This window comes from Pseudomonas sp. B21-051 (assembly GCF_024748795.1).
GTDB classification, from domain to species: Bacteria; Pseudomonadota; Gammaproteobacteria; order Pseudomonadales; family Pseudomonadaceae; genus Aquipseudomonas; species Aquipseudomonas putida_A.
This window is the reverse complement of sequence record NZ_CP087166.1, coordinates 2,578,928-2,600,173: the sequence shown is the minus strand read 5'-3', so window position 1 is coordinate 2,600,173 and position 21,246 is coordinate 2,578,928. Positions and strand designations below refer to the sequence as shown.

The 21,246-nt window shown below is 60.0% G+C and carries 17 protein-coding genes; 13 read left to right on the top strand and 4 right to left on the bottom strand.

Going from position 1 to position 21,246, the window contains the following annotated elements:
- Positions 1–38: 38 nt before the first annotated feature.
- Positions 39–479 carry a carboxymuconolactone decarboxylase family protein gene (locus LOY52_RS11685; protein ID WP_258679568.1) on the bottom strand — a complete coding sequence of 147 codons (441 nt, stop codon included), beginning with the start codon at positions 477–479 and terminating at the stop codon, positions 39–41.
- Between the two features lie 310 nt (positions 480–789).
- On the opposite strand from LOY52_RS11685, the gene LOY52_RS11680 reads away from it, so the two are divergent.
- The 4 genes from LOY52_RS11680 (at position 790) to LOY52_RS11665 (ending at position 4,185) form a co-directional block, all read left to right on the top strand.
- Positions 790–2,223, top strand: a complete 1,434-nt coding sequence (locus LOY52_RS11680; RefSeq protein WP_258679567.1) for a PLP-dependent aminotransferase family protein — start codon at positions 790–792, stop codon at positions 2,221–2,223.
- A gap of 123 nt (positions 2,224–2,346) precedes the next feature.
- Entirely contained in the window at positions 2,347–2,640 is a 294-nt protein-coding gene (locus LOY52_RS11675) for a putative quinol monooxygenase (protein ID WP_103486380.1), read from the top strand.
- A 188-nt stretch (positions 2,641–2,828) separates the two neighbouring features.
- Positions 2,829–3,230 (top strand): cupin domain-containing protein, encoded by a 402-nt coding sequence (locus LOY52_RS11670; protein ID WP_258679566.1) that lies wholly within the window; start codon positions 2,829–2,831, stop codon positions 3,228–3,230.
- Positions 3,231–3,471: 241 nt separating this feature from the next.
- Positions 3,472–4,185, top strand: a complete 714-nt coding sequence (locus LOY52_RS11665; RefSeq protein ID WP_258679565.1) for an ATPase — start codon at positions 3,472–3,474, stop codon at positions 4,183–4,185.
- A gap of 223 nt (positions 4,186–4,408) precedes the next feature.
- Here LOY52_RS11665 and LOY52_RS11660 read toward each other — a convergent pair whose 3' ends face one another.
- On the bottom strand, positions 4,409–9,304 hold the full coding sequence (locus tag LOY52_RS11660) for an NAD-glutamate dehydrogenase (RefSeq protein ID WP_258679564.1): 4,896 nt from the start codon (positions 9,302–9,304) through the stop codon (positions 4,409–4,411).
- A 686-nt stretch (positions 9,305–9,990) separates the two neighbouring features.
- On the opposite strand from LOY52_RS11660, the gene LOY52_RS11655 reads away from it, so the two are divergent.
- Together LOY52_RS11655 and cui are read left to right on the top strand one after the other, a co-directional pair.
- The gene (locus tag LOY52_RS11655; protein ID WP_258679563.1) at positions 9,991–11,169 is read left to right on the top strand and encodes a colicin-like pore-forming protein; all 1,179 of its coding nucleotides are present in this window, start codon (positions 9,991–9,993) and stop codon (positions 11,167–11,169) included.
- Positions 11,170–11,247: 78 nt separating this feature from the next.
- On the top strand, positions 11,248–11,823 hold the full coding sequence (cui, locus tag LOY52_RS11650; RefSeq protein ID WP_258679562.1) for a colicin immunity protein Cui: 576 nt from the start codon (positions 11,248–11,250) through the stop codon (positions 11,821–11,823).
- A 49-nt stretch (positions 11,824–11,872) separates the two neighbouring features.
- Here cui and LOY52_RS11645 read toward each other — a convergent pair whose 3' ends face one another.
- Complete coding sequence (locus LOY52_RS11645) at positions 11,873–13,267, bottom strand: hypothetical protein (protein WP_258679561.1); 1,395 nt, start codon at positions 13,265–13,267, stop codon at positions 11,873–11,875.
- A gap of 46 nt (positions 13,268–13,313) precedes the next feature.
- Complete coding sequence (locus LOY52_RS11640; protein ID WP_258679560.1) at positions 13,314–13,607, bottom strand: hypothetical protein; 294 nt, start codon at positions 13,605–13,607, stop codon at positions 13,314–13,316.
- On the opposite strand from LOY52_RS11640, the gene LOY52_RS11635 reads away from it, so the two are divergent.
- The 7 genes from LOY52_RS11635 to LOY52_RS11605 all read left to right on the top strand — a co-directional run bounded on the left by LOY52_RS11635 (position 13,606) and on the right by LOY52_RS11605 (position 21,070).
- On the top strand, positions 13,606–13,959 hold the full coding sequence (locus tag LOY52_RS11635; RefSeq protein WP_258679559.1) for a hypothetical protein: 354 nt from the start codon (positions 13,606–13,608) through the stop codon (positions 13,957–13,959). The two genes, LOY52_RS11640 and LOY52_RS11635, sit on opposite strands and share 2 nt — an antisense overlap.
- 268 nt (positions 13,960–14,227) lie before the next feature.
- Positions 14,228–15,187 (top strand): MoxR family ATPase, encoded by a 960-nt coding sequence (locus tag LOY52_RS11630; RefSeq protein WP_003218556.1) that lies wholly within the window; start codon positions 14,228–14,230, stop codon positions 15,185–15,187.
- A 5-nt stretch (positions 15,188–15,192) separates the two neighbouring features.
- Positions 15,193–16,137: a DUF58 domain-containing protein gene (locus LOY52_RS11625; protein WP_027613096.1), complete on the top strand. Its 945-nt coding sequence runs from the start codon at positions 15,193–15,195 to the stop codon at positions 16,135–16,137.
- On the top strand, positions 16,134–16,631 hold the full coding sequence (locus LOY52_RS11620) for a DUF4381 domain-containing protein (RefSeq protein ID WP_007968588.1): 498 nt from the start codon (positions 16,134–16,136) through the stop codon (positions 16,629–16,631). The genes LOY52_RS11625 and LOY52_RS11620 overlap by 4 nt, the downstream gene beginning before the upstream one ends.
- Positions 16,624–17,703 carry a VWA domain-containing protein gene (locus tag LOY52_RS11615; RefSeq protein ID WP_258679558.1) on the top strand — a complete coding sequence of 360 codons (1,080 nt, stop codon included), beginning with the start codon at positions 16,624–16,626 and terminating at the stop codon, positions 17,701–17,703. Before LOY52_RS11620 ends, LOY52_RS11615 begins: the two co-directional genes overlap by 8 nt.
- Entirely contained in the window at positions 17,700–19,436 is a 1,737-nt protein-coding gene (locus tag LOY52_RS11610; RefSeq protein ID WP_258679557.1) for a tetratricopeptide repeat protein, read from the top strand. Before LOY52_RS11615 ends, LOY52_RS11610 begins: the two co-directional genes overlap by 4 nt.
- On the top strand, positions 19,433–21,070 hold the full coding sequence (locus LOY52_RS11605; protein WP_258679556.1) for a BatD family protein: 1,638 nt from the start codon (positions 19,433–19,435) through the stop codon (positions 21,068–21,070). Before LOY52_RS11610 ends, LOY52_RS11605 begins: the two co-directional genes overlap by 4 nt.
- Positions 21,071–21,246 lie beyond the last annotated feature (176 nt).

Genomic DNA, 21,246 nt, shown 5'->3' with positions numbered 1-21,246 from the left:
AGCGGGAGCAAGCTCCCTCGCCACAGGTTATGTGCATGTCAGTCGCTTGGGGTTTGGCGGAAGCTTACCGCCAGGCGATTCCAGCTGTTGATCGTGGTGACGGCCATGGTCAGATCCACCAGTTCAGCCTCACTGAATTGCGCTTTGGCCAACTGGTAAACCTCGTCCGGCACATGGCTTTCAGCCAACAGCGTCACCGCCTCGGCCCAGGCCAACGCGGCGCGCTCGCGGGGATTGAAAAAGCCGCTGTCGCGCCACACCGCGATCGCATACAAGCGCCGCTCGCTCTCCCCGGCCCGACGCGCGTCCACCGAATGCATGTCGGTGCAGAACGCGCAGCCGTTGAGCTGTGAGGCGCGGATCCTGATCAGTTGCAACAGCGGCGCCTCGATGCTCAGGTCGCTGGTCAGCGCCTCCATGGCGATCATCGCTTTCATCGCCTTGGGCGATGCGTTGTAGTAGTCCAGACGCGGGGACATGGCAGCTCTCGGGAAGCGGAATGATGAGTTCACGGTAAGCGCTGCGCCCTCGGCATTACAGCCCCAATTCCACGAAAAACCGCCACACCACTGCCCTCTTCTCTACATAGATCCCCTGTGGGAGCGAGCCTGCTCGCGAAGGCGTCAGGTCAGTCAGCCCATTTTTGAATGACACACTGCATTCGCGAGCAGGCTCGCTCCCACATGGGTTAGTGACCAATTTGGAGTTTTTCGGGTAGGCAACTACTGCCCATCACGCAACAGCGGTAATCTGGCCGACACTTCAATCGCCCCCCGGAGCCGCGTCGGTATGGAACTTCACGTCGTGATCAATGGCCGCAAGGACCTCGCCGGCCAGTTGTACAAGCAACTGCGCGGCGCCATCGAGTCCGGGCGCCTGGCCGCCGGCACGCAGTTGCCGCCCAGCCGTCTGCTGGCCGAGCAACTGGGGATCTCGCGCAAGACCATTTCCGACACCTACGCGCAGCTGACTTACGAAAATTTCCTCACCGGGGTGATCGGCAAAGGTACCTACGTCAACGCCCGCCCGGCGCAGATCCAGCGCAAGCAAAGCCACACCGAACTGGCCAGCGCCGAGGTGATCGAGCGTTGGCGCAACCTGCCGGTGTTCTTGCGCCACCCGTCGCTGGAAGGTTCGTTGCGCTATGACTTCATCGGCGGCGCCACCAGCAAGGGCCAGTTCCCGCATGACGACTGGCGCCGCTGCGTCTCCCACGCGATGCGCCAGATGGCTGGCTCCAAAGGCTTCTACAGCGTGCCCGAAGGCCTGCCGGCGCTGCGCAATGCGATTGCCCGGCACATCGCGTTTTCGCGCGGGATCAACTGTCAGGACGAAGACATCGTGGTGTGCAACGGCGCGCAACAGGCGCTGGACCTGATCACCCGCGTGCTGATCAGCCCCGGCAGCCGGGTGGCGATGGAAGATCCGGGGTATCCGCCCGCGCGGTTGCTGTTCGGCACCCACGGCGCCGAAGTGGTCGGAATCCCGGTGGATGCCGAAGGGATTGTGGTCGAGCAGATTCCCGAGGGCACGCGGATGATTTATGTCACGCCGTCGCACCAGTTCCCGCTGGGCATGCCGATGAGCCAGGCGCGCCGGGAAGCCTTGCTCGCCCGCGCCTATGAGCTGGGCGCGATCATCATCGAGGACGACTACGACAGCGAATTCCGCTACGAAGGGCGGCCGACGGACTCACTGTTCAGCCTCGATCAGCGCGGCATCGTGGCCTACGTCGGCACCTTCTCCAAGACCCTGCTGCCGGAGCTGCGTCTGGGTTACGCGATCCCGCCGCCGGCGATTCTCGAAGCGGTGATCCGCGCCAAACAACTCACCGACCTGCACGCCTCGACCCTGCCGCAATGGGCGCTGGCCAAGTTCATCGCCGAAGGTTGCCTGCTCAAGCACATCCGCCGTTGCCATACGATTTACGCCCAGCGCCGCGAACGGATTCTGGCGCGTATGGCGACGGATCTGGCGCCGTGGCTGGAGGCGATACCGCCCAGTGCCGGGTTCCACATGGCGGTGCTGTGCAAGGTGCCGATCGACCTGGCGCTGGTGATCGAACTGGCGAAAAAAGTCGAGGTCGGGCTGTATCCCATCGACATTTTTCATTATCAACAGCCGGTAAAGAGCGGCCTGTACTTCGGCTTCGGCGCCATTGAAACCCTCGATATCGACACCGCTCTGGATCGCCTGCGCGACATTCTGCAACAAGTGGCGTGAATGATTGGTCTGGGCGATTAACCGCCGATTGGTTATTGGTGATCAGCAGGTGCAGGCCTATTCTGCATAGGCGTTTTCCCTCAATGAGCAGGATTCGTCCGGCCTGATTCAGGAGTGTGAGCAATGTCCAACGAAGTGATCAACACCGTCCAGGTGCGCGCCGCCGCCGGCCGTTCGGAAGAGCTCGGTCGGCAGTTGCAGAAGATCGTCGACACCCTGCGCCAGACACCGGGCTGCGACGCCTATATGGTCGACCGCTGCCCCGAGGACAGCCACCGCTGGACGGTAAGCGCACGCTGGCAGTCGGAAGCGGCGATGCAGGCGCACTTCAACCGGCCCGAGGCGCAGGGGTTTATTGACCTGATCGATAGCCGTCTGGCCAATAGTGTGGATTTCAACAGTTTTCCGATCGTTTAGAAGCAAGATCAAAAGATCGCAGCCTGCGGCAGCTCCTACACAATCCCTGTAGGAGCTGCCGCAGGCTGCGATCTTTTGCTTTTTGGCCAAGGCCAATTGGTCACCCGATCTTCCCGAATATTGGCCGTTTGCATACCCCACCCCGCAGACTACTGTGGTCACCCCCCCTCCCCAACTGGTGATCGAACATGAAAGCCCTGCACCTCTTCACCGCCGCTCTCGCCCTGTCCATGTCTACTGCAGCCCTGGCCCACGACCCATCGGAAAAAGTCACCGTCCTGCAAGACCAGATGCTGAAAAACGCCCCCGGCAAGAAAGCCATGATGATCGAAGTCGACTACAAACCCGGCCAGTCTTCGATCGCCCACAAACACGACGGCACCGCCATGGCCTACGTGCTCGAAGGCGAAGTGATTTCCCAGGTCAAGGGCGAACAGCCGATCACTTACAAGAAAGGCCAATTCTGGTACGAACCGGCCGGCTCCGAACATCTGGTGTCGAAAAACGCCAGCAACAGCAAACCGGCGAAGTTGCTGGTGTTCATGGTGTTGGCCCCGGACGAGCAAGTATTGATCCCCTTGAAAAACTGATGGTTGTTTGCACAGCCATAAATAAAAAGGCGCAAAACACTGTTTTGCGCCTTTTTATTTCCCGAGGCAATTAACCGATTTGCCTTAAAACCAATAAAACTAATGCATCGCCACAACTCGAAAAATTGTCAGCTTATTTACAGGTTGGCGGGTTTAGTCTGAATCAACTGTCGTGCGCCCGTCACAAACAGCCGCGACAACGCTGACTTTCCGACTGAAGTTGCTTCACGGGAGACTCACCATGAAACTTGCCTTTGCCAGTACCCTGGCGATATCGGTTTTAGCCTTGTCCGCCTGTTCAGTACCCACCGCGCCGAAAGCGGTGTCGTCCCTCGATACCCTGTTCACCCAACCGGTCGGCCGCAGCAGCGCCGCCCACGTGCAAAGCGGTCCCGGCGTGTCACTGGGCGTGGTCTACAGCCCGAGTACCCAGACCAACCGTGAATACCTGCGTGACTATCAGGCCAACGCCGGCACCGGTTTCGGCGAGAGCCTGCTGGTGCAGCCGATCCACGACGCCTACGTCAACACCTCGAAACCGGACATGGCGGTGGACTGGGTCAAGGCCTCGCTGCAACGGCGGTTCGGCTCGGTTACGGTGTACCCGGACATGCAGAGCCTGCGCGCGGCGCATCCCGATGTGGTGGCGATCGTCGACGCCCACAGCCAGTTGATCACTTCGCGCAGCTCCGACATCAAGGCTGATGTGAGTGCGGATTTCTATGATGCGAAGTTGAACTACATCGGTACGGCGAAAGGTTCTGAAGCGAAGGAACTGACGCCGGTGTGGGCGGACTTCAAGCGTTCGGAAGAGATCGTCGCTGATATTAATCAGCAGCAGGATGTGCAAGTTCGGGCGTTGCAGAAGTTTGATCAGTCGCTGAGTAATTTGTTGACCAGGCCGACAGATAAAGTGTCGATGCTGGATAACAAACAAGCACATAAGTTGTATTGAAAGTAAGGCCCACATCGCTGGCAAGCCAGCTCCCACAGGTTTTCTGGTGACACCCAAACCCTGTAGGAGCTGCCGAAGGCTCGGGCCGCGATCGGACGATCTTTTGACTTTTAAAATCAAGAGATCGCAGCCTTCGGCAGCTCCTACAGGGTCGGGGTGAATTCACAGACATAAAAAAACCCCGGCATCTCACGACCCCGGGGCTTTTTCATTCAACCACTACTCAGGCCAGTTCAAGCTCGGCATTCGCAGCAGCCGCAGGCACCACCGCCTGCCCGCTCAACGCGAGGTCCAGCAGCTCACGGTTGGCAACGGCATACATGGCGTAGTCAGTGCCGCTCGCAGCACGGATTTCCACCAGCATGGCGCGCCAGCGCTCGATCATGCTTTCGTGCTGGGCCATCCACAGCGCCAGGCGTGCTTCCACGTCCTGAGTGCCGTCGCCCTGTTGCAGGACAGAGATGGTGATCGCACGTTGCTGCCAGTCCACATCGTCACGGAACGCTTCACGGGCCAGGGCCTGCCAGTTGTTTTCAACCGGCAGCGCGCTGATCTGTTGCAGGTACCAGGTGATGTCCAGCGCACTGCCCACGGCGAAGTAGGCCTTGGCCACTTCAGCCGGATCCTGGCCAGTGACGTCGGACGCTTCGATGATCGGCAGCAGGGTGTACAGGTGCGAGGTACCCGCGACCATACGCGCCAGCAACTCCGGCACACCGGCCGCGACGTAAGCCTGATAACGCGCCTGCCAGTTTTCACGGATTTCGCCGCTCAGCAGTTCGTCGAGCTTCAGGCCCAGCTCCTTCAGGTGCGGACCGAAATGCGCGACATCACGGGCAGCGTTCTGCTCGTTGCGACGGGCACGCAGGAACCAGCGTGTAGCACGGCGGCCCAGACGCATCAGCTCGTCCATCAGCTCCAGCTGCACGTCAGCGGAGACCTGATAGTCCAGCGCTTCGATCTGACGGAACCAGTGCGGGAGATGGAAGATGTCACGCACGATCACGTAGGCGCCGGCCACGTTCGCCGGGCTCATGCCGGTCGACTCTTTGAGTCGCTGAACGAAGGTGATGCCCATGTGGTTGACCAGGTCGTTGGCGATCTGGGTGCTGACAATCTCGCGCTTCAGACGGTGACGACGCATGGCTTCGGAGAACTTGCTGACCAGGGTCGGCGGGAACGCCGTTTCCATGTCGCGGGTCAGGTAGTCGTCGTCCGGCACCAGCGAGTTCAGCAACTGTTCCTTGAGGTCGATCTTGCTGTACGAAATCAGCACCGACAGCTCGGGACGGGTCAGGCCATGGCCTGCCGCAACGCGCTCGTTGATCTGCTCTTCGGTCGGCAGGAACTCGATGGCACGGTCCAGCTTGCCACGGCCTTCCAGATCGCTCATCAGACGCTTGTACTCGGCAATGCGCTCGTAGGCACGACGCGCCGCCAGGGACAGGGCCTGAGTCTGCTTGTAGTTATTGCCCAGCACCAGACCACCGACTTCGTCGGTCATGCTCGCCAGCAACTGGTTGCGTTGCTTGTCGGTCATGTCGCCGGCCTGAACCACTTCGTTCAGCAGGATCTTGATGTTTACTTCGTGGTCGGAGCAGTCCACGCCACCGGCGTTGTCGATAAAGTCGGTGTTGGAACCGCCGCCATTGAGGCCGAATTCCACACGACCCAGTTGGGTCATGCCAAGGTTACCGCCCTCGCCCACTACCTTGCAGCGCAACTCGTTGCCATTCACGCGCAGTGCGTCGTTGGCCTTGTCGCCCACGTCGGCATGGCTTTCGCTGCTGGCCTTGACGTAAGTACCGATACCGCCGTTCCACAGCAGATCCACCGGCGCCTTGAGCAAGGCGTTCAGCAGTTCGGTCGGGGTCAGCTTGTCGGCCTTGATGTCGAAGCGCTCTTTCATCTGCGGCGAGATGGCGATGCTCTTCGCGCTGCGCGAGAAGATGCCGCCGCCTTCGGACATGATGCTGGTGTCGTAGTCGGTCCAGGCCGAACGCGGCAGGTCGAACATGCGCTGACGCTCGACGAAGCTGGTCGCCGGGTTCGGGTTCGGATCGATGAAGATGTGCATGTGGTTGAACGCGGCAACCAGTTGCAGCTTGTCGGACATCAACAGGCCGTTGCCGAATACGTCACCGGCCATGTCACCGACGCCGACCACAGTGATGCTGTCTTCCTGAACATTGATGCCGCGCTCGCGGAAGTGGCGCTGTACGCCGACCCACGCGCCCTTGGCGGTTATGCCCATTTTCTTGTGGTCGTAACCGGCGGAACCACCAGAAGCAAATGCGTCGCCCAGCCAGAAGCCGTAGTCGATGGCGATGCCGTTGGCGATGTCGGAGAAGGTCGCAGTGCCCTTGTCCGCTGCCACTACCAGGTACGGGTCATCGTCGTCATGACGCACGACGTTGGCCGGCGGTACCAGCGCGCCGTCTTTCAGGTTGTCGGTGATGTCCAGCAGACCGGAAATGAAGATGCGGTAGCAGGCGATGCCCTCGGCCGCGATCTCGTCACGGCTGCCGCCCAGTGGCAGGCGACGCGGCAGGAAGCCGCCCTTCGCACCCACCGGCACAATGACCGAGTTCTTCACTTGCTGGGCTTTTACCAGGCCGAGGACTTCGGTACGGAAGTCTTCTTCACGGTCGGACCAGCGCAGACCACCGCGAGCAACGTTGCCGAAGCGCAGGTGCACGCCTTCGACGCGTGGCGAGTAAACGAAGATTTCGAACTTCGGAACCGGCTTCGGCAGCTCAGGGATCGCGTGCGGGTTGAACTTGAAGCTGAAGTACGACTTGTTCTGGCCGTTGGCATCAGTCTGGTAGAAGTTGGTGCGCAGGGTGGCTTTGATCAGGTCCAGGTAACGACGCAGGATGCGGTCTTCGTTGAGCACCTGAACATCGTCCAATGCAGTCAGAATCGCCTGTTCCAGACGCTGTTGCTTGTCTTCCAGATCATCGCTGCCCAGCTTGCGCGCCAGGTAGAAACGGGTTTTGAACAACCGGGTCAGCTCGCGAGCGATGTCGGTGTGGTTGTTCAGGGTGCTGGCGATGTAACCCAGGTCGAAGCCCAGACGAATCTGCTTCAGGTAACGGGCGTAGGCACGCAGCAGCGCCACGTCGCGCCATGGCAGACCGGCGGTCAGCACCAGACGGTTGAACGCATCGTTCTCGGCATCGCCACGGACGATGTGGACGAACGCGTCCTGCAGGGTGTCGTTGAGTTGCTGGATGTCGAGGTCCAGGCCTTCGGCGGCAGTGAACGCGAAGTCATGAATCCAGAATTCGCGGCCATTGGTGTGGCGCAGACGGTACGGGAATTCACCCAGCACGCGCAGGCCGAGGTTTTCCAGAATCGGCAATACGTCGGACAGCGCCAGCGGGGTGTCGGCGTGGTACAGCTTGCAATGCAGCTCGCGTTGACCGGAAACCTGGCCCAGCGGCTGATAGAAGCTCATCACCAGCGGATTTTTTTCGTTCAGGCTCAGCAGGTGCTGCATGTCGACCACGGCCGAATGGGCCGCGAAACGCTCGCGGTAACCCGCCGGGAAGCCTTTCGGGAAATCCGCCAGCACGTTGGTGCCGTGGGCTTCGCCGAAGCTTTCGACGGTCAGTGCGGCGTAGTCGTCCTGCCAGCTGCGGCAGGCCTGTACCACTTCTTTTTCCAGCAACAGCGGGTCGATGTCGAGGCGGTTCTTCGGATCGACACGCAGGATCAGTTGCACGCGAGCCAGCACGGACTCGGAGAAGAAGGTCCAGAACTCGCAGTCGGTGGCCTTCAGGCGCTCCATCAGCACTTGCTGGATCTTCTGGCGCACTTCGGTGGAATAGATGTCGCGCGGCACGTAGGCCAGGCAGTAGCAGAAGCGACCGTACGGGTCTTTGCGCAGGAACACGCGGATCTTGTTGCGTTCCTGGATCTGCACGATCGACATCACGGTGCTGAACAGTTCGTCGACCGGGGTCTGGAACAGGTCGTCACGCGGCAATACTTCGAGGACCTGCGCCAGTTCCTTGCCCAGGTGAGCCTTGGACTGGAAGCCGGAACGGCGTTCGATTTCTTCGACCTTGCGACGGATGAACGGGATGACCCGCACGCTCTCGCCATACACCGAGGAGGTGTACAGGCCCATGAAGCGGTGTTCCTTGATGACGTTGCCGTCGGCGTCGATTTCACGGATCGACACGTAGTCCGGGTAGGCCGGACGGTGTACGCGGCTCGGGTGCGCAGCCTTGGCGAACGACAGCAGAGTCGGTTCGCGCAGGTAGTTCACTGCGTAGTCTTCGATGTGCCGGTCTTCGTTGGTCAGACCGGTGCGCAGCAGTTTGGTCAGACCGAGGAAGGAATTCTGGTCGTATTCGATGTGGCCGCCATCGGCCTGATCGACAACGGTGAACTCTTCGTAGCCGAGGAAGGTGAAGTGGTTACCCACCAACCATTCCAGGAAGCTCTTGATTTCAGTCTTTTCGTCGGCATCGACGGCGAATGCGCTGTTATCGAGCTTGGTGAGGATCTCCTGCACCTTGGCCTTCATCGGCTCGAAATCAGCGACCGCGACGCGCACTTCACCGAGCACCTGCTCCAGCTCTTTGCTCAGCACATTCAGTTCGGCCGCGTTGGCGCAGCGGTCGATTTCCAGGTACATCAGCGACTCGTGCAGCACGCCTTCGCCGGTGCTGCCCTTCGGCAGGATTTCCAGCAGCTCACCCTTGCTGCCACGACGCACGCTGAGCACGGTGGTCTGCAGGGTGTGGATGCTGTAGCCGCGGCGGTTCAGCTCGGTGCGGACCGAGTCGACCAGGAACGGCAGGTCGTGGTGCAGGACCTCGACAGCGGTGTGGGTCGATTGCCAGCCGTGGCGTTCGTAATCAGGGTTGTAGACGCGCACTTGCGGTTGCGCGTGATCGAAGCGCTCAAGCAGGCGCCACGCGGAAAGAGTACAGCCAGCGAGGTCGGAGAGGCGACGTTGGGTCAGCTCGTCCAGGGAAATGATGCCGAAGAATTGTTCAGCGAACAGCGCCACTTGTGGCAGTGCCTGTTCACTGATGTGCTGCGCCAGTGCCGCTTGCAGTTGGTGCTGGAAGTCGGCTTTGCTGGCTGCGGTGAAGAACGCCATCTGTGGTACTCCGCTTAAGCTTGTTATTGATGGAAAGCGTCGCGTGCAACACCCCTTGCGGGGCTTGTGTCGCCCTGTTCCTGATTCTCGGGCAGAGGAAACAGGGGGACAGGTGGGTGAAGCTGGACGAGACACTCAGGTCACATTCACCTTCCATTGAATGGGCATCTGCAAAAACGACTGTCGAGGCTGCCGACAATGTCTTTACGGGTGCTCATCCGTTGCGCAGCTTAATGGGTGCGACAATGTGTCTGCTTGCGGTGCTGCGACATATTCGGTCATTGGCACGTAAACGCGGCCCCGCGCACCGGTAAACATTAGCAGCCAAAGAGAATTCTCGCGCTTCAGGTGGCCGTTCAACAGGCAAGCGCACCTGAAATGACCGATTACCTGAAATTCGTTCCTGCCACACCTTTCCTCCTTGGAAAATCACCCAGCCAAAGCTTACACAGCCTTCGGTTGTTCGCACCAAAAAAACCAATAAAAACAACAAGTAGAAACACACTAAAGAATCCTTACAAACCGACAAGAAATGTCTCACATAATTTGAAGACCGAATTCCTACAGCACGATTTGAACGCAAAAATCGGCAGTGCTATCTATATAAGCGCACCTCATAAAAAACCAGACATCAGTTATCAAACCGACCCACGGAGCGGGTCTCTATCAAAGAAAGGAATCAACACATGCGACAACTTGAACTTCCGACAACAATAATCTACGCCGATGGCTCCTGGGAAATCATCAATTTGAACCCTGGCACCATTCGCGGAGATATTCTCAAGAATTATCCGCTGGGCAACCCGATGCATGGGCTCACACTGGCGATAGAAAGTGACTATCTGGAAAAAAAGCGCAATTTAGAGCAAGGCTTGCAAACAGAGCTGAACATTATAGACAGCAGATACCCACCGCTGCCCCACCCCACTCCCGATACATGGCTAAACAAAGCCACCAACATTGTCAATGAATTGCTTTTTCAAAAAAACACCGAACTGCAGCAAAAATTAAGGGATATTAAAACGTCGCAACAATATGCAAAGTTACAAGCCACTTACGACGCCATGCTTCTGAACGAACAAATCGCAAATCTTCAAGACCGCCAGACCAGACTGTATGCCGAAATAGCTCGGCGACAGGCAGAGGCCCTCGCCCAACAGCAGGCCGCCGAAGCGGCGCGACAAGCAGAAGAGGCGCAAAGACAAGAACAGGCGCGTCAGGCTGCTCTGCGACTGGAGGAAGAAAAACAACGGATCGCAGCCGAAGCGGAGGCCAAACGTATTGATGACTACAAACGCGCGGTGGCTTACGTCGCCGACGCGAACAAATTCATCCTCGAGAAATACGGCGCCAACCTCCATCAAGTGGTGATGGATCTTCAAAAGGATGTATCAGGGAAAAAGATCAGGAGCTACAACGAGGCGCTGCGCACGTTCGAGCAGGTGCGAACCAACCCGAATGCAAGGCTCAGCCCGCAGGATACCCGTGCGGTTGTCGACGCACTGAACGCGCTGGACAAGGCGACCTACATGGACAGTGTCAATCGGCTCGCCAAAGGATTTGGCGTAACCGGAAAAATCGTGCAGGCGCACTCGGTGATCGAGAAAACTGCGATTGGTTTCCAAGAAGGCAATTGGAAACCGTTGATGCTGGAGCTTGAGAGTATTGCGGCTGGTATGGGGGCAGGCGCACTACTGGCAGTGACCGCCGCCTACTTTTTCCCGGCACTGGTTACTACCGTACCCGGTATCGTGGTAGTCGGCTTATTGATTGCCTTGGCAGCAGCCTTTTTGAGCGCTGATAACGTGGAAAAAATAAATACACTGATCCTCGATCAGTTCAATAGCACTTCCTCAAAAGGATAGCAAACATCTGTAACGGGCCAGCCTTCCGGCTGGCTCTGTTAAACAGACAACACAGCCAGCCTACTAGAGAACACCAAGATGAATAAAAACCCGCCTGAACTGACTGTACCTCCATTATTGATTTCCCTTTTCTGCGCGCCGATCTTTTTTATAAACCTTCTTCTTCCTGCACTCCCGCAAAGCAGCCTGGATTTTGCCATCAACGACTTCCTGGACAACCAGCTTTTCGGCTTGAGCGGATTCTGGTCTTCCTCATTCCCCTTCAGTTCCAAAGCAACCGCAAACTATGTAGCGGTTGTCGGGCCAATATTTGCGCCAATTCTATTCTACAAAATTTACAAAACAATGAAGATTGACCCGGCCCAGTACAAAAACAGGATTTTAACTCGATTCACCACCGGAATATTCTTTACAGCCTTTATGATTATGTTTTTTATTTTAGCTTTTTATTTAACCGAAACAGATCTTGGAAAAGGCACCGGAAAATATGGAAACCTGTTTGGACAAAACATATTGTTTTACTCGATATTCTCTTCAGGCATGTTGATACTTTTCTTTGTCATCCCATTTCTGATCCATCGAATCTTTTTTTACTTTCCGTACTTGCTGATCAAGAACTGGAAGGAAAAAAGGGAACGCCGCCACTCTCATTGAGCGCTATGCCTTCCCTTTTTCCTGAGCTGTTTACAGCCCCCCATCAACATCAGTCAGGCAGCTCCTCGAACGCCCTGAATTTGCTCACCGTGGCACAGTCATAACACATGGTTTTCAGGATCAATTTATCCATGCTGGCGTCGATATTGCTGGAGTCACACTCTCGGCAAAACAGCCTCAAATGACCGAGCAGGTCGCTGTCAAAAGCTGCACGGGAGAAGAACTGCGGCACCAGTTCATCGCGCCAATACATTCCCGGCGACTTGGAAAACCCGGCACCGCTGTCCTTGAGCACTACGTCGTACAACAGCCGATGCAACGCCGATTGCGGTACCCGCGAATCGCGGTGTGCGTTTTTGCGCCAGTTCCGAGTCAGGGCGTCCTGAGCGGTCCCGAGCATGTTGCGCGGGATGGTGTTGGACGCGTGACTGCGACCTTTGGAGTTGCCGGTGGCGTAGAAGTGCGCAGCGTTTTTTACCGCCAGGCGGGCAAAGTAATAGAGCTGGCTTACGGAAAAATCCTGCAGGAGTTGCCCCACAACCGTTTCGGCACGCGCCTCGGCCGTGAACGAAAAACCGACTTCATTGGCCAGCACACGGATGTATTGAAGCGACTCTTCTCGGGCAAGATCGAAAATCAGCCCGTAGAGTTCGCTCTTCCAGGCGACTTGAATGTCGCCGGACAATTCCTGATAGAGCGTCAGGTACAGACTTTCCCGATTACAGCGCGCAACTCCGCCGAGTGCCACATTAGGCTGCCAGCGCACTGCGCAATAGTCACTGATACTGCAACCCTCAGTGCGATCGAAGGCCCTGATATCAGAGCTCGTCGCGACCGTTAACACGCCAGCCTCGTGCAGACTCTTCAATCTTTCCTCGCTGGCCTCGACGCTCGGTGCCAGATGTTCGCTTCGGGATGTCGCGCTCAACGGCGCGATCCATTCGGGATGGTTGGCATTGCCATCGTCAAGCAAGGCCAGCAACGTCAGTTTCTGCACAAACCCAAGGGTCGAATACGGCACCGCCGGACTCGGTATACCGAAGCGCGATTCAAGTTCGCGTCGATCACGCTCGGCCTGCGCCGCCAATTGTTGCTGATGAACCTGGCAACATGCCGGGCAAGTACACGCCATGCGTCGGCCATGGCGGGCGGATGCAGAGTATCGGTGCTCGCACCGTATGCACTTGTAAGGATGACGCTGCGAGACCGGAGTGCCCCGGGCGTGCCGACGCACCCACATCGGCACATCGCAATAAGGGCACTTCAGATCCTGACTGACAATCGGCGGCAAAACCTTGAGCAAGCTGCGGACAGTTGCAGGGATCTGATACTCGACCAGAAGCGCAGCGCTTTTTTCCCCGTCCAGATATCGCTGATAAATCTGCTCGATCTGATCGTCGGACAGGTGTGCAATTTCCTCAGCGCGTTCGAAATACGGATGCATTGAAAGAGGTCCTTTTTTTCAGTTTGTGTTGACGCACTCCTTTGCGTTAGAACCGCAAAATAATGACAATCGTGTCGATAAAACAAGCGAAAAAGCAGAAAACGGCTTCGAAGTTCAAACAAGTAATTTTTCCTGCAGCGTCGTCGGAAATTTCAACCCTCAACCCAGGATTCATCTGTCGGAATTTTCCTTGTTCATTGATTCCGCCAGGTTTCTCGCACCCAATTGTTGCAGGCATCAATAAAGCAACCCATGCAAGAGAGCAGCGCAAATCCGCCAAGGCTGGCAAAATCGCGCTTTCGATTGCACTTAGCGCCCGCCGAGGCAGGAATTCCCCCATGCAAATGACCACCGCCCTACTGATCGTCAACCCGTGCGACGACGAAGAAGACAACATGGCCATGCTCTGCTGTCATAGCGACAAGGGCGAGATGTTTTTGATGAGCCGTTATCCCGATGAGGATGAGCTGGAGATCACCCTGGATGGCGAGCCTTCGACCCTCGACGGGGTGAAAGTCACCCTGGGCAAAACGCTGCTGAAGATTGAAATTGCGGCGGCGGATGCCGATGCGCTGAATGGCGATGATGTGCTGGAGATCACCTTCAATCCGGACATGGTGGATCTGGATGAGGTTGAGGAAACCCTGAAGAACATTCTGGACGGGACTGGCACCTACATCAGCCAGATTTGATATCGGCTGGACTGGCCTCATCGCGAGCAGGCTCACTCCTACAGTACGGTGTACGCCGTTCAAATGTGGGAGCGAGCCTGCTCGCGAAGAGGCCCGAGAGAACACTGCACCTTTCTCCGGCTACAAAATTCCAACAAATCCCCCAGTCATTTCCCGCACTTTGCGCAAAATGCCGTTAGTCGCCGCCCCCCTCGATGGATTAAAGTAACGCCCCCAGCCCCGGCGTTATCCGAACGCCTGGGGCCACCCTTTCCAGGAACAGTCACCGATGGAACATCGTGAAGCGCTGCTGGCGCTGCGAACCTTTCTTTCAACGCAGATTCTCGGCCAGGAAAAACTCATCGAGCGTTTGCTCATCGCCCTGCTCGCCGACGGCCACATGCTGGTCGAGGGCGCTCCGGGTCTGGCCAAGACCAAAGCGATCAAAGAACTCGCCGAGGGCATCGAAGCCCAGTTCCATCGCATCCAGTTCACCCCGGACCTGCTGCCGGCCGACATCACCGGCACCGAGATCTATCGCCCGGAAACCGGCAGTTTCGTGTTCCAGCAAGGGCCGATCTTCCACAACCTGGTGCTGGCGGACGAAATCAACCGCGCCCCGGCCAAAGTGCAATCGGCGCTGCTCGAGGCCATGGCCGAGCGTCAGGTCAGCGTCGGGCGCAGCACTTACGAGCTGTCGCCACTGTTTCTGGTGATGGCCACGCAGAACCCGATCGAGCAGGAAGGCACCTACCCGCTGCCGGAAGCGCAGCTCGACCGCTTCCTGATGCACGTGAAGATCGGCTTTCCGGATGCCGCCGTCGAACGCCGGATCCTGCAGCAGGCCCGTGGCGAAGCGCTGAATGGCGAAACCAAGCCTGAACGCCGGGTCAGCCAGCAGGCGATTTTCGCCGCGCGCAAGGAGATTCTCGGTCTGTACATGGCTGACGCCGTGGAGGAATACCTGGTGCAACTGGTCATGGCCACGCGCACCCCGGCCAAGTTCGACCCGGAAATGGCCGAGTGGATCGCCTATGGCGCCAGCCCACGCGGCTCCATCGCCCTCGACCGCTGCGCCCGGGCCCACGCCTGGCTGGCCGGGCGCGACTTCGTCAGCCCGGAAGACATTCAGGCCGTGCTGTTCGACGTGTTGCGGCACCGCATCATTCTGTCGTTTGAAGCCGAAGCCGCCGGCATCGATCAGGATCGGGTGGTGCAGCGGATTCTCGACGTCGTAGCCGTCGCTTGACCCCCATGAACGCCCCCCTGCCGTCCGAACCGGGCATCCGCATCAGCCTCACCGACCTGATCGAGATGCGCCACCGTGTGCGCGAAGTGCAGCTGTTTTCCACGCCGAGCCAGCGCAGCCCGCTGATCGGCCTGCATCACTCGAAATTCCGCGGGCGCGGGGTCGACTTCGATCAGGTGCGGGTCTATCAGGCCGGCGACGACGTACGCACCATCGACTGGCGCGTCACCGCGCGCACCCAGGAGCCGCACACCAAGCTGTTCCATGAGGAACGCGAGCGACCGATTTTCATCATGGTCGAGCAAAGCACGCGGCTGTTTTTCGGCTCCGGGCTGATGTTCAAGTCGGTGCTCGCGGCGCAAGCGGCGGCGCTGATCGGCTGGGCGGCGCTGGGGCACAATGATCGGGTCGGCGGGCTGGTGTTTGGCGACAACGAGCATTACGAAATCAAACCGCGCCGCAGCAAACAGAGCCTGCTGCAATTGCTCAATCGTCTGGTCAAGGTCAATCAGTCGCTGCACAGCGAACGCGAGCCGGACCGCGACGCCCTTGGCGTGGCGCTGCGCCGGGCGCGTGAAGTGTTGCGTCCAGGCAGTCTGGTGATCGTGATCTGTGACGAGCGCGCGCTGTCCGACAGCGCCGAGCAGCAACTGAGCCTGCTGTCGCGTCATTGCGATCTGTTGCTGTTGCCGCTGTCCGATCCACTGGATCATGCGTTGCCTGCCGCCGGGCTGTTGCGGTTCGCGGAAAGAGGTGCACAACTGGAACTCGACACCCTCAATTTCGAGCTGCGCCAGACCTATCGCGCTCAGGCCGAAGCCCGCATCGCACGCTGGGAATTGCTCGCGCAAAAACTGCGGGTGCTGTTGATGCCGTTGAGCACGCAAAGCGAAATGGTCGAGCAGATGCGCGAGTTCCTCAATCCGCAGCGCCCGGGGAGCAGTCGATGAACGGCCTCGAGCAACTGCAACCGCTGATTTCGCCACCACCGATCGACTTCTGGCCACCGGCACCGGGCTGGTGGCTGCTGCTGTTATTGCTGCCGTTGCTGGGCTTCGCCGTGTGGCGTTTGCGCCGGTTCATTCCGACCAGGAAACGCCCGATCGTGCGCGCCGAACAGCCGCTCGATCCCGTGCGCATCGCCGCGCTGGCCGAACTGGCACAGATGCCCAAACCCTACGACGGCGCACCGGCCGGGGCCTGGCTGCAGCAGCTCAACGGTCTGCTCAAACGCCTGTGCCGCAACCACTACCCCTACAGCCAGAGCCACACGCTCAATGGCCGCAAATGGCTGGCGTTTCTCGACAACCGTTGCCCGGCCGCCGGCCTGACACGCTGGATGGTGCTGGTCGAAGGTGCTTACAAACCCGAATGCAAGCTCGACGACAAAGCCATCGCCGGCCTGACCCAAGCCGTCGACACCTGGATTCGCAAGCATGTTTGAGTTCGCCTGGCCGTGGATCTTCGTGCTGCTGCCGCTGCCGTGGCTGATGCGTCTGGTGCTGCCGGTGGCCGACAGCGGCGAGCCGGCGCTGCGCGTGAGTTTCCTCTCCGACCTCGAAGGTCTGGCGCGGCGCCGGGCCCGCGCCAACCTGCCGGCGTGGCGCCAGCAAGCACCGTTCCTGCTGCTGTGGCTGTTGCTGCTGAGCGCCGCGGCGCGCCCGCAATGGCTCGGCGAGCCGTTGCCGATTGCCGCCAGCGGCCGCGATCTGCTGGTGGCGGTGGACGTGTCCGGTTCGATGGATTTCCCCGACATGCAGTGGCAGGACGAAGACGTCAGTCGCTTGTCGCTGGTCCAGCATCTGCTCGGGGATTTCCTTGAAAGCCGTGATGGCGACCGCGTTGGTCTGATCCTGTTCGGCAGTCAGGCCTATCTGCAGGCACCGCTGACCTTCGACCGGCACACCGTGCGCGTCTGGCTCGATGAAGCGCGCATCGGCATCGCCGGCAAGAACACCGCCATCGGCGATGCGATCGGTCTGGCGCTGAAGCGCCTGCGCATGCGTCCGGCGCAAAGTCGGGTGTTGATTCTGGTCACCGACGGCGCCAACAACGGCGGCGAAATCGATCCGTTGACCGCGGCGAAACTGGCCGCCAGCGAAGGGGTGAAAATCTACCCGATCGGCATTGGCGCGGACCCGCAAGACAGTGGCAGCACCGGCTTGCTCGGGGTCAATCCGAGCCTGGACCTCGACGAGCCGGCGCTCAAGGCGATTGCCGCAGCCACCGGCGGCCAGTACTTCCGCGCCCGCGACGGCAAAGAGCTGCAAGCGATCAGGGAGACCCTCGATCAGCTCGAACCGGTGACCCAGCAACCGACCCAGGCGCGCCCGGCGCAAGCCCTGTATCAGTGGCCGCTGGCGTTGGCCCTGCTGCTGAGCCTGTTGCTGGTCGCCCGCGACTTGTGGCCGGACAACGCGCTGCAACGCCTGTTTACCAAGGAGCTGTATCTGCAAAGTCCGTTGCCTGACTGGCGTGAGCGTCTGAAGCGCCTGCGTCTGCGGAGGCGCCGATGATCGCGCTCTGGCCGCACTGGTTCCGCCCTTGGTGGCTGCTGCTCCTGCCGCTGCTCGGCTGGCTGATCTGGCAACTCTGGCACCGGCAGAAACGTGCTGGACGCTGGCAGATGATTCTGCCGCCGGCGTTCCACGCGACGCTGCTCAGCGGCGGCAATGGCCGCGCCAGCAAGTTGCCGTGGGTGGCCCTTGGCGTGGCGTGGCTGCTGACCATCGTCGCCCTGCTCGGCCCCAGCTGGGAACGGGTCGAACAGACCAGCCAGAAACCTGCCGACCCGTTGGTGGTGGTGCTGGAGCTGACCCCGGAAATGCTTGCCACCGACTCGCCGCCAACACGACTGGAACAGGCCCGGCGCAAGCTGTTCGACCTGTTGCAGGTACGCAGCGACGCGCAGACCGCGATCGTCGTCTACGCCGGCAGCGCGCACACGCTGGTGCCGCTGTCGGATGACCTGGCGACCAGCCACAATCTGCTCGACGCCCTCAAGCCGTCGCTGATGCCGGAAAGCGGCCATCGCGCTGATCTCGGCGTGAGCAAGGCGCTGGCCCTGCTCAAGCAAGGCGCGCTCGGCCAGGGACGGATTCTGCTGATCGGCTCCTCGCTGACCGAAGAGGAACGCCAAGGCATTCGTCGCGCCCTTGGCCAGCAACCGGCACAACTGCTGATGCTCGGCATCGGCACCGCTGAAGGCGCGCCGATCGCTCAGGAGGACGGCAGTTTCCTCAAGGACGAACAAGGCGCGATCCGCGTGCCGCAACTCGACAGCCCGGGCCTTGGTGCATTCCTCGCCAGTGTCGGTGGCGAGTACCATAGCGCGCGTCTCGACGAGTCCGATTTGCGCGCCCTCGGCCTGCTCGATGGCCCGCGCAGCCTGCGCAACGACGGCCAGACCGTGCGCCTCGACACTTGGGCCGATCAGGGTTACTGGCTGTTGTTGCCGTTATTGCTGCTCGCCGCCTGCGCCGGACGGCGTGGCTGGTTATTCTGCCTGCCCTTGCTGCTGTGCCTGCCGCAGCCGAGCTACGCTTTCGACTTCGAAGACCTGTGGCTGCGCCCCGATCAACAGGGCCTGCACCTGCTCAAACAGAAGCGTCCGGCCGAGGCTGCCGAACATTTCGAAGATCACCAGTGGCAAGGGCTGGCGTTGTACGAGGCCGGCGATTACAGTGGCGCCGCTCAGCGTTTCGCCGAAGGCAGCGATGCCCGCGCCCACTACAATCGTGGCAACGCCCTGGCGAAAAGTGGTGAGCTGGAAGCCGCCATCGATGCCTATGAGCAGGCGCTGGAACTGCAACCGGACTTGCGCCCGGCGCTGACCAATAAGGCCCTGGTGGAAAACCTGCTCAAGCAGAAGAACACTCCGCCACCGGCCGAACCACAGCCACAACCGGCGCAGCCGAACGTGCCCGGCGATGAATCGCCACCAGCGACCGCGCCACCACCCGCGGTGAAAAGTGACACCCCGAGCGAGGCGCAGCCCGGCGAGTCGGCCAACGAACCGCCGCCGACTACCCTGCCGCAGCCAGGCCCCAACGAAGTGCCGGGCAGCGATGAAGCGCAAGAAACCGACACCGTGCCGACGCTGCGTCCGAGCGAGGACAACCTCGAAGGCGAGCAGCGTCAGGCACTGGAACAATGGCTGGGCAAGATCCCCGACGACCCGGGCGAACTGCTGCGACGCAAATTCTGGTACGAACAGCAACAACATCAGGATCAGGAAAAAACTCGATGACCCGTTTCACCGCTCTGTTGCTGCCCCTGCTGCTCTGCACGGCCACCGCCCACGCGGCCGAGCTGACGGCCAGCGTGGATCGCAGTCGCCTGAACTCCGGCGAGACGGTCGAACTCACCCTGGAAACGGATGATGTCACGCAGTTCGGCAAACCCGACCTGACGCCGCTGGAACCGCTGTTCGAGGTGCGCGGCACGCGTCAGGTCAACCAGTTGAACACCCTCAATGGCGACAACCGCGCCACCACCCGCTGGATCATCACCCTGCTGCCGAAAGAGAACGGCAGCGTGACCATTCCGCCGCTGCAACTGGGCGAGGTGCAGAGCCAGCCGATCACCGTGCAAGTAGTCGAGAGCGACAGCCGTGAAGAGAAAAACAACCTGGACCCGGTGTTCATCGAGGCCAGTCTCGACCAGTCCAGCGTTTACGTACAGGCCCAGGCGATCCTGACCCTGCGCATCTACCACTCGGTGTCGCTGTATGACGACAGCAGCCTGACCCCGCTGCAGATCGCCGACGCGCGCATCGAGCAACTGGGCGACACCCGCACCTACGAGAAAGATATCAACGGCGTGCGCCATGGCGTGATCGAGATGCGCTATGCGATCTACCCGCAGCACAGCGGTTTGCTGACCATCGCCCCGCAAACGTTCAGTGCCACGCTGGTCGACACTCAGCCCGCTCAGGACGCGACCGCGCAGGGCCCGAAACCCGGCAAGCTGCTACGCGTCAGTTCCTCCGAGATTCCGCTGACGGTCAAACCGAAACCGCTGACTTACCCGGCCGATGCGCCGTGGTTGCCCGCACGCAGCCTGAGCCTGAGCGAAAGCTGGAACCCGGAGCCGGATCATCTCCAGGTCGGCGACTCCCTGACTCGCAGCCTGACGTTGAAAGCCGAAGGCCTGGCCAGTTCGCAGTTGCCGGCCCTGCCCGCCACCGAGGCCAACGGCCTGCGCCGCTACCCGGATCAACCGGTGCTGAGCAACCAGAGCGGCGAGCGCGGCCTGATCGGCAGCCGTGAAGAACGCGAAGCGCTGGTGCCCAGCCGCAGCGGCGCGATCGAGTTGCCAACGGTGGACGTGATCTGGTGGAACACCTTCGAAGATCATCTGGAACACACCAGCCTGCCGGCGCGCACCCTGCAAGTGGCGACCAACCCGAGCCTGCAGGTCGACACCCCGGCCGGCACCTTGCAAATGAACGCCGTCGATAACGATGTGTTGTGGTGGTGGAAACTCAGCACCCTGATCCTCGCCTGCACCACCCTGCTCGGCTTCGGCCTGTGGTGGCGTGCACGCTGGCAACCGGCGGTGCATCGCGCCGCGCAAACCGGCCCAAGCCCGCGCACCTTGCTGGACGACATCAAACGGGCGTGCCAGGCGAATGATCCGCAAGCGACGCGGCAGGCACTGGATGCATGGGCGCGGCAGCAGCCGGAGACACTGGCGGATATGGCGGCGCGGTTTGTGCCGTTGTCGGACGCGCTGGACGGCCTCAACGGTGCGCTGTACAGCGAGACCGGACAGCATTGGCAGGGTGAGGATCTGTGGCGGGCGATTCGTACCATTCCGGCGGCGGAGCGGGTGCAGGATCCGGTGGGTGACAGCGGGTTGCCGCCGCTTTATCCGAAGTAAAAAGCAAAAGATCGCAGCCTGCGGCAGCTCCTACAGAGTGAGCGCTTGTCCCCGCTACAGGAGCTGCCGCAGGCTGCGATCATTTGAACTTTCAAGCCTTTGCGCAAGCTCGCCCGTTTGCCAGTAAACTCCCTCCTCTTCAGCCGCCCATCATTTCCCCCGCGGCCATCACCTTT